We start from the raw sequence: 6,941 nt of genomic DNA, 5'->3' as shown, positions 1-6,941 counted from the left end.
CGTTGATAAACAGACAAAACCTCGTTGATAAACAGACAAAACCTCGTTGATAAACAGACAAAACCTCGTTGATAAACTTCTATAAGCCTTGGGAGAGTAAGGCGCAATAGGGGTCTAAAAGAGGTTTAAAAGAGGTTTATAAAAGAGGTATAAAAGAGGCACCGCTGTACAAGATCAAAATCTAAAACAAAAATACAAAGGAGTGAGCCAAAAACCGGCTCACATTAAACTCCAGTCGCTATGCTCCTTGCGCCTCACTTCGTTCGTTGCCTAAAAAGGTGTGGCAAGCCACATTAATTCGGGCGCTGACGCCCCGAACCCCGTCCAAGCTGAGCCAGCTTAACCGCTTTTTCACTCGCCGTTAGGCAGGAAAGCAAAGTTTTATAGAAACTTTGGCTTTCGCCAATTCAGTGTTAAGACTGGTTTAGAGCTGTCAATTCCTTATGCTCCCACGCTTTGCTCGTCCGCTACCATTGACAGCAAACAGTTAGTTTTTTTGAATCTTAACAAGAACTTAGCTGCTATGTTCGTTTTTTAGGGCCTTATTTTTCGTTTCTAGCAATTTTAAGACTATTCATATATATTTATACCAAAACAAAAATAAAAAGCCCTCAGCAGGCTTTTAGAGGGCTAAATAACGAAACCAGGACGATTAATAATATCTTCTTGTCTTTTTTGCAAAACATAAGTATACAGGGAATCATACAGATTCTTTTTGATCTCGTCAGGTTCATTGACAGAAGCTTCAAACAATTCTTGAATATCAACTTGCCAAGGATCAGCAAGCATTTCATCAATTGGTTTTAATACTTTCTTCTCGTCAATCTTAATGACCCCTAACATCAAAATAATGCTTTCAATTTAAATTCACAGATCTTACAGCACCGTTATTCAAAATTTGTTACCAAGCTTATAAAGATTATCTGCACAAAGCAATTAAAAAATTTTGGCTTAAAACAGCGTAATCTGCAACACTTTTTAAGTATCTAAAGCATAACAAACTTAGTTAAGTGCAAGTATAAATTGAATTAAAAATACATTCAGTTTAACAACAGCAAAAACTGATTTTATGGTTATCAGCAGACCGAGTAAAACGAGGTCAAGGCGCACTTACACATAGAAATTATTCTATGTTGTGCTAGACCCATTAAAAACCTGTGTCAGAAGTCGCCGTTGGCGACAACAAAATCAAACTAATTTACCCAAAATCAATTTGGTTCAACATGTTTTCTGTACTTGCTTGATCCAAGCCTAAATAAGCTAAAGTCATTGATTCACTTGAGTGATTTAGTAAGTGCATGACTAGGCCAATATTGTAATTTGATTGCGTGTAAACACGATAAGCCCCAGTTTTGCGCATCGTATGAGTACCTAGATAATTAATTCCTAATAGATCGCCAACCTTACTCATAATTTTGTAGAACTGTTTTTCAGTAATATGGCGTTCTGGGTGTTGAATTGAAGGAAAGAGCCATTCAGAATCCAGCTTATGATCAAGCAGCCATTGACGGTACAATAAGAGCTCTGTTTGAACAGGTTTAAGGTACAAGGTATTAGGTTTACCAGTTTTTCGGTCATGAATAAACGCATTTTGTTTAATAGAACCGTCCGGATTAAAAATATCGGCCTGTTTTAAGCCCATAACGTCACTCACTCGCAGTAGCGTCGCTTTACCAACTTGAAAAATCGTATAGTTACGTCGGCCAGCTTTAAAGTTATTGAGTAACGTATCTTGAACCTCTTTAAGAACGTTTGAATCTTTGATGGGTAAAACAACTTGTTGCATAGTCTTTTCTCCTTTTCTTGAGATATTAAAGCAGTTATGTTATTATTTTTGTAAGGAAAAAGTAAGGAGATGATATTGTGAGCGCAGGTAATGTAACTAAGGTTAGCTCGAAGATCACAAGTAAAAATCAGATTACAATTCCTAAAACAGTACGTGAACTGTTAAAAGTTCGGTCTACTGACACAATTGAATGGCAGATTGAACCAAATGGTAAAGTAATGATTGTTCGTAGTAAACCGGATCTATGGCAACTTGTTGATGAACAAGAAAAAAAGTTTGGAAATCTCAGTACAACAGAAGTTGATTGGGGTAAAGACGTAGAAAGCGAAGACTTTGATTAATGAAATTAAAACAAGGCGCTATTTTATGGATTAATTTAGATCCGGCTAAAGGCACTGAAACTAAGAAAAAGCGACCGTGTTTAGTTGTAAGCAACGATCACTATAATCGCTATTTTAATACGGTGCTAGTTGTGCCAATCAGTACCTCTGACAAATATCGTACCCAAGAAAAGTATGCTAAATCGCCGTTATTTATCAGGATAGATAACGGGGAAATTCACGGGACAGCGTTATTGCAACATGTCCGTGCTGTCGATCCAACAAAACGATCAGATGGCGAAGTTGTGGCCACTTTATCTCAGCAAGAAATTAGTTCAATTAGTACAAAGGTCCAACAATTTTTCTGAAAAGCAGATGTTATTTATTGATAAAAGAAACAAAATAGCCCCCAATATCTACATTATAGATATTGGGGGCTATTTTAACAATGATTTCGAGGGGTTATTTGAAGATTATAGACCCTGAATACAATATATAGTTTTCTGTACTAGGTTCTCAATGTCCTTTGTGTTTCTGTATTTTTTTTGCCTGGCGCAACTTATATCTTTTTTCTTGATCCAAAATCTTCTTAGTACGTCTATTATGTTGTCGTGTTACTTTTTGATATTCCAACTGTTTTTTGAGTGTTTGTTGTGCTTTAGTCCCGACACCATACTGAATACTCTTTCTAGCTAACCTTTGAAGGCGCTTAGGATTGATTTTTCGTTCAGAAACAGACGAAGCACAAACATTTTGTTGGAAAAAGATAACTTTATTCCAATGATGAAGAACTAGATCATAAATCAAGGCTAATTTAGGTTCTGAAGGGCCTAAGTTAATTTGACCAACTTCATAAATGGAATCAAAACGTCTTTCAAAAATAGCTTTGTAAAACGGTGGTTCAAAGATAATTGTTAGTGAGCTCTGGACAATAGACATCAAACATCCTCCTTAAAATTAATTAAGAAAGATGGACAACCAAGGAGGCAGGTTACTGATAGCTTTGCTACGTTCGGACTACCAACCGAACTGTGTTTTTACTTTCTATTTCTAGTTTAACTCAAATAACCCATTCAGAATAGGTTGCTTAAAATTCTGAATGGGTTATTTGTTAATTATAGACCCTGAATGATTTTTAACTAAAAATGGCAATAAGTATTTTGGTATTATTTGAAAAATTGAATTTCAATTATGTCTTAACAATAATAGAGCACCCATAATTACTATGAAGATTGGTAAGTAGGACATCAAAAATATGGGTCTCATCATGCAACACAAAAAAGATTCTCCGGATCTAATGGGCTGCATTGAAAAATCAATATCTTTTTCATCTTTTTTCCTTACAACATCATAAAGATTTCGGAAATATCTTTCCTCTCTTAGATAAAAAGTATCGCTAACCCAAAACATTAAGCAAAAAAAGAGACATAATAACAAAATTAAGTAGCTCATAGATTTATTGATATTAGCTAAATACACAGTTATTAATCCACCAAGTATCGTCAATGACCACCCTTTTATAAGAAATGAATTAGATGACATACGATTAATAACGTCTTCAATCATTTGAATATGCAAACGCTTATTTTCACCGTTTTTCACGTATATATCCTCCAAAATATAAATTAGCCTATTAGGGCTTCCTGCACATATTATAGTCAGCAATGCTATTTCTTAAAGAGATAGCTCTGTCTAAGCAGCCATCAACATCTAATATAAAATCTTTCCACTCGATAGCAGTAATATATGAGCTATTACCAAAATAGACAGTTTTTCCATAAATCTCTTTAATATCAGGATTTTTCTGATTAAACATGTTTTTAGCTATTACTTGAAAAGTTTTATCTGTATGTATTGTTCTTACTGTCTTTTCTTTTGGATTATCTTGTTCTTCATAAGTCCAATGAGTTATAAAATATTCATAACTATTAAGTTCATCAGGAAGAACAACTGCAATAATAGCGTTGGGTAAACTCCTTGTTGTTATTCTTGTTTGTGTACGTAAAGAATAAGCAATTTCCCATGGAATCCATTGATCTTTTTCAGGCTTGAAGCGTTCAACCATATTAGGGGAAATCAAAACTAAAGTAACTGACGAGTCCCATATTTTTTCCTTTAATTTTGTACGTATAGTTTCATCTTTAAATACGCTTAGATCTTGGTCATCATTTTCGGCCTTGTTTAAATCATCGCCACTAAATTTAGTAGTTTGCAGGTAATCAACATAATCCCTAACGGTATTTTTATAATATCCACTTAGTGATGCTACATTACTATCTTTGTATTTGTATGAAACAAAAACTTTGTATCCCAATACAATTTCCCCCAATTTAATAACGACCGTTTTATAATCTATGAGAATATAATAGATCTAACGGTTTACGGTTACCCTTATTTTGTATAGAACTCCACTGGCGTTTCCAATTCACTAAATCATCTCTCGTTATTTTTAATAATTTGGTGAGTTCTTGAGTTACATCATGCTGGAAAGGTGGGAGTTCATTAGAACTCTTATTGATATAATCAGATTGTCTAATTTCTGTCTCTAATAGTAGTCTTTCTGGTACTTTTTTATTTATAAGCCTAGTAGTTTGAAGCTCATCATATATCCATGGAGAATTAGTCTTATTTTTAATAGTGTTAACAACACTAATAGAATTTTCTGTGTTTAAGAAAATAATACATTCACAAGAATCAATCATGTCATGCAATGCTGATGACAATATCAAATTTACTTGGCTAGTTGAATAGTTTCGCTTGTCATAGTCATAAGTTATCATGCCATTTTTTTTATTTTTAGACAAAACACAATAATTATCATCAATCTTTTTAAGAAGATCATTTGAGTATCCCCAAACGGTTGAATCTATAAAGGCATCAATATCAAACTCATTTTTTAACCAACACGCTATTCTCTTAGCAATCAACACATCATTGTGAGAGTGTGATATGAAAACATCATAATTGTTTTCTGGAAACCAATTATTTTTTAATTTAGTTACGTCTATTATTCCAGTTTCATCTTTCAAATCTATATTAGAGCTAACTCTATCCAATAAATTTGAACGAAGTTTACGTAAACCTGATGAATACAATTCAAGATCTTGAGAAGAAATGTCCATAAAATCCATTTTATCTGCACGATTTAAAGTTAAGTTAAAACCCTTATACAAAATATATACCCCTCTCTTTTATCACTAATATGATTTATTCAGTTAATTAACTATATAAAATTTTTGCTAATATAAGAAATCTTTACCAAAAGTGCCACCAGTTTTTATTGCGCTTATTTTTATACATGTCCTCTTCTGGAGAATTGTTTTGTCGTTTCTGAGATGACTTAGAAGTTTCAAGTAAGCCATTTATTTTTTGAATATGGGCTTTTAGCTCTCTATTTTCTGCTACAGTTGTTAATTGAAGTTGTTGTTGCTGATCTATCAGTTTTATTAGATGATCTATTTGTTGGTCTTTGGTAGCAAGCTGTTTGTCACGTTGAGACTTTAAATCTGCTACTTCTCTTCTTAGAGTAGCGATTAGCTCATTATTTTCTTCGCTAGTCTTTGTCTCTTTTTTGCTACCTGTTTGTTGGTTCTTTGCTACCAAAGGCTTTGTTACCTTGTCTCTAATAATCCTTTCAGCTGTAAGGCTAATCATATTTGTACCTTGACTATTTTTTTGTTGGTTCTTTGTTGGTAGTCTTTGGTAGTGATATTGAATAGTTTGTTTAGAGACATTTAATTCGTCAGCAAGTTCTCTAATAGTTTTAGGCATTATTTCCAAACCCCTTTCGGAGTTCAGCAAGTGCTTCTTTTCGTGCTTGATCTCTTATTTTTTTATCATGTTCGGCTTGTTTGACAGCCAATGCTTGCTTTTCAGTAGAACCTAGAGTTAACCCCTTAACTTTATCAATGGCACGCCATTTTTCCTGTTCTGTTAATTCACCATTATGCTGAATGTTAAAGAGTTTTTGACGTTCATCTTGAAATTGACCTTGTGAGAAGTCGTTAGCGTCTTTCTTTTCAGGCTTCCAAGTAAAAGAATACCCAATCACTGGTTTCCCGCGGCCTTTACCATATTTCTTTCGAACAGTTAGGCCTCTAAATAGAGGGGCCAATTCTTCTCTGATTGGTTTAAGAACGTATCTATCAACGTCTCCCGGTTTTTTCCAATAACTTTTAGGAATATCAAGTAACTCAAAAAAATCTTCTTTTGATAAAAAAGCATAACCGGTTGTTCTGAAACCTTTTAACAATCTAAAAGCGGTTTTAGCATAACTGCTTCGAAGATCTCTAAATTCCGCTAAAGCATATCTAACCCACGTGTCTAAATTATTAAGAAGTGGCAAAGCATCTTTATATACTTCAATGTCTATATAAGGAGAATCAGCTTCACCAACAATTCTGAATTTAGTAAACATAACAAACATTTCTCTATTTAATCCAGATTTACTACGTCTTCCAAAATGAAGTCCCATTAACTTTTCATAAGTTCTTTGAATATCATCTTCAAAGCGATTATTTGCAGTCGGTTTATAGTTGCTCAAATCTTTAAGTTGTTCAAAAGAAAATCTAACTGTCTGATCTCCCTTATCACGCATACGAGAAATAATTGAAAAAAATAGATTCATTTCAATAGGGGTGAATTTACGTAACGGAATGGTATTAAGTTCAGGATCATATTTTATAAGTTCATTGCTCATAATCACACCTCCACAACTATTATATAAAATCAACGATTGTTTATCAACGATCACCATTAAAAACCTCGTTGATAAACAGACAAAACCTCGTTGATAAACAGACAAAACCTCGTTGATAAACAGACAAAACCTCGTT

Annotated in this window: 10 protein-coding genes; 2 read left to right on the top strand and 8 right to left on the bottom strand. The window is 33.7% G+C overall.

The genetic code is table 11. The annotated features are described in order from the left end of the window. Window positions 1-630: 630 nt before the first annotated feature. Together EKM63_RS11190 and EKM63_RS11185 are read right to left on the bottom strand one after the other, a co-directional pair. Window positions 631-843, bottom strand: coding sequence for a hypothetical protein (locus EKM63_RS11190; protein WP_047021686.1), 213 nt, complete (start codon window positions 841-843; stop codon window positions 631-633). Window positions 844-1,198: 355 nt separating this feature from the next. Next, window positions 1,199-1,786, bottom strand: coding sequence for a site-specific integrase (locus EKM63_RS11185; protein WP_025016518.1), 588 nt, complete (start codon window positions 1,784-1,786; stop codon window positions 1,199-1,201). 77 nt (window positions 1,787-1,863) lie between these two features. Here EKM63_RS11185 and EKM63_RS11180 point away from each other — a divergent pair, with 77 nt between their 5' ends. Both EKM63_RS11180 and EKM63_RS11175 read left to right on the top strand, forming a co-directional pair. Beyond that, on the top strand, window positions 1,864-2,127 hold the full coding sequence (locus EKM63_RS11180; RefSeq protein WP_001748062.1) for a type II toxin-antitoxin system PrlF family antitoxin: 264 nt from the start codon (window positions 1,864-1,866) through the stop codon (window positions 2,125-2,127). Beyond that, a complete protein-coding gene (locus EKM63_RS11175; protein ID WP_031942470.1) occupies window positions 2,127-2,474 on the top strand; it encodes a type II toxin-antitoxin system PemK/MazF family toxin in 348 nt (115 codons plus the stop codon). The genes EKM63_RS11180 and EKM63_RS11175 overlap by 1 nt, the downstream gene beginning before the upstream one ends. A gap of 148 nt (window positions 2,475-2,622) precedes the next feature. On the opposite strand, the gene EKM63_RS11170 is transcribed toward EKM63_RS11175, so the two are convergent. The 6 genes from EKM63_RS11170 to EKM63_RS11145 all read right to left on the bottom strand — a co-directional run bounded on the left by EKM63_RS11170 (window position 2,623) and on the right by EKM63_RS11145 (window position 6,805). Next, window positions 2,623-3,045, bottom strand: coding sequence for a YjdF family protein (locus EKM63_RS11170; RefSeq protein ID WP_125706631.1), 423 nt, complete (start codon window positions 3,043-3,045; stop codon window positions 2,623-2,625). A gap of 246 nt (window positions 3,046-3,291) precedes the next feature. Then, window positions 3,292-3,708: a hypothetical protein gene (locus EKM63_RS11165; protein ID WP_056950789.1), complete on the bottom strand. Its 417-nt coding sequence runs from the start codon at window positions 3,706-3,708 to the stop codon at window positions 3,292-3,294. Between the two features lie 31 nt (window positions 3,709-3,739). Then, complete coding sequence (locus EKM63_RS11160; RefSeq protein ID WP_056950787.1) at window positions 3,740-4,420, bottom strand: TIR domain-containing protein; 681 nt, start codon at window positions 4,418-4,420, stop codon at window positions 3,740-3,742. A gap of 31 nt (window positions 4,421-4,451) precedes the next feature. Further along, window positions 4,452-5,279 carry a hypothetical protein gene (locus EKM63_RS11155; RefSeq protein WP_056950784.1) on the bottom strand — a complete coding sequence of 276 codons (828 nt, stop codon included), beginning with the start codon at window positions 5,277-5,279 and terminating at the stop codon, window positions 4,452-4,454. Window positions 5,280-5,361: 82 nt separating this feature from the next. After that, window positions 5,362-5,877, bottom strand: coding sequence for a DUF536 domain-containing protein (locus EKM63_RS11150; protein ID WP_125706629.1), 516 nt, complete (start codon window positions 5,875-5,877; stop codon window positions 5,362-5,364). Further along, window positions 5,870-6,805 (bottom strand): replication initiation protein, encoded by a 936-nt coding sequence (locus EKM63_RS11145; RefSeq protein ID WP_125706633.1) that lies wholly within the window; start codon window positions 6,803-6,805, stop codon window positions 5,870-5,872. Before EKM63_RS11145 ends, EKM63_RS11150 begins: the two co-directional genes overlap by 8 nt. Window positions 6,806-6,941: the final 136 nt, after the last annotated feature.

This window comes from Companilactobacillus mishanensis, assembly GCF_003946505.1.
Taxonomy (GTDB): Bacteria; Bacillota; Bacilli; order Lactobacillales; family Lactobacillaceae; genus Companilactobacillus; species Companilactobacillus mishanensis.
The sequence above is the reverse complement of the archived record's forward strand: the minus strand, read 5'-3'. Positions and strand labels throughout refer to the sequence as shown.

Coding starts and splice junctions, on each gene's coding strand:
- EKM63_RS11190 (WP_047021686.1), bottom strand. CDS start 843: ATGTTAGGGGTCATTAAGATTGACGAGAAGAAAGTATTAAAACCAATT.
- EKM63_RS11185 (WP_025016518.1), bottom strand. CDS start 1,786: ATGCAACAAGTTGTTTTACCCATCAAAGATTCAAACGTTCTTAAAGAG.
- EKM63_RS11175 (WP_031942470.1), top strand. CDS start 2,127: ATGAAATTAAAACAAGGCGCTATTTTATGGATTAATTTAGATCCGGCT.
- EKM63_RS11170 (WP_125706631.1), bottom strand. CDS start 3,045: ATGTCTATTGTCCAGAGCTCACTAACAATTATCTTTGAACCACCGTTT.
- EKM63_RS11150 (WP_125706629.1), bottom strand. CDS start 5,877: ATGCCTAAAACTATTAGAGAACTTGCTGACGAATTAAATGTCTCTAAA.
- EKM63_RS11145 (WP_125706633.1), bottom strand. CDS start 6,805: ATGAGCAATGAACTTATAAAATATGATCCTGAACTTAATACCATTCCG.